Here is a 751-nt window from a genome sequence, read left to right as displayed (position 1 = left end):
GGGAGTGTCCGATTAACGGTGGATCCGATCTCGGCGTTGGTTAGTTACCGGTCGGGGTGATCCGGCCTTCGAAGGTGATCGCGAAGGCATTCAGTGCGGGTTTCCACCGCATCGCCCACCGTTTCTTACCACGGCCGGTGGGATCCAGGGATCGGGTCACGAGATACAGGCACTTCAACGCGGCTTGCTCGCTGGGGAAGTGCCCACGGGCCCGGACCGCGCGTCGATAGCGGGCATTGAGCGACTCGATCGCGTTCGTCGAGCAGATGACACGGCGAATCTCCACGTCGTAGTCGAGGAACGGAGTGAACTCGGTCCAGGAGTTCTCCCACAGCCGCACGATCGCCGGATACTGCCCGCCCCATTTCGCGGTGAACTCGGCGAACCGTTCCTTGGCGGCGGCCTCGGTCGGTGCGGTGTAGACCGGCCGCAGATCTTTGCTCATCTGGTCCCAGTACCGGCGAGAGGCATACCGGAACGAGTTACGCAGCAAATGGATGACACAGGTTTGCACGATCGTGCGTTCCCACACGGTGTTGATCGCTTCCGGCAGCCCTTTGAGCCCGTCGCACACGGCAATGCAGACGTCGGCGACGCCGCGGTTCTTGAGCTCGGTCAACACTTGCAGCCAGTATTTGGCGCCTTCACCGCCGTCGCCGGCCCAGAGTCCGAGGATGTCGCGTTCCCCGGCGCAAGTGACCCCGAGGACGACATAGATCGGGCGGTTGGCGACCTGGCCATCGCGGATCTT

1 protein-coding gene is annotated in these 751 nt (G+C 63.1%); it reads right to left on the bottom strand.

The window, feature by feature from the left end:
- Window positions 1-40: 40 nt before the first annotated feature.
- A partial coding sequence (locus tag NF4_RS36020) for an IS256 family transposase (protein ID WP_157120811.1) occupies window positions 41-751 on the bottom strand: 711 nt, incomplete at its 5' end.

The organism is Nocardia fusca NBRC 14340, assembly GCF_001618425.1.
Taxonomy (GTDB): domain Bacteria; phylum Actinomycetota; class Actinomycetes; order Mycobacteriales; family Mycobacteriaceae; genus Nocardia; species Nocardia fusca.
The sequence above is the reverse complement of the archived record's forward strand: the minus strand, read 5'-3'. Positions and strand labels throughout refer to the sequence as shown.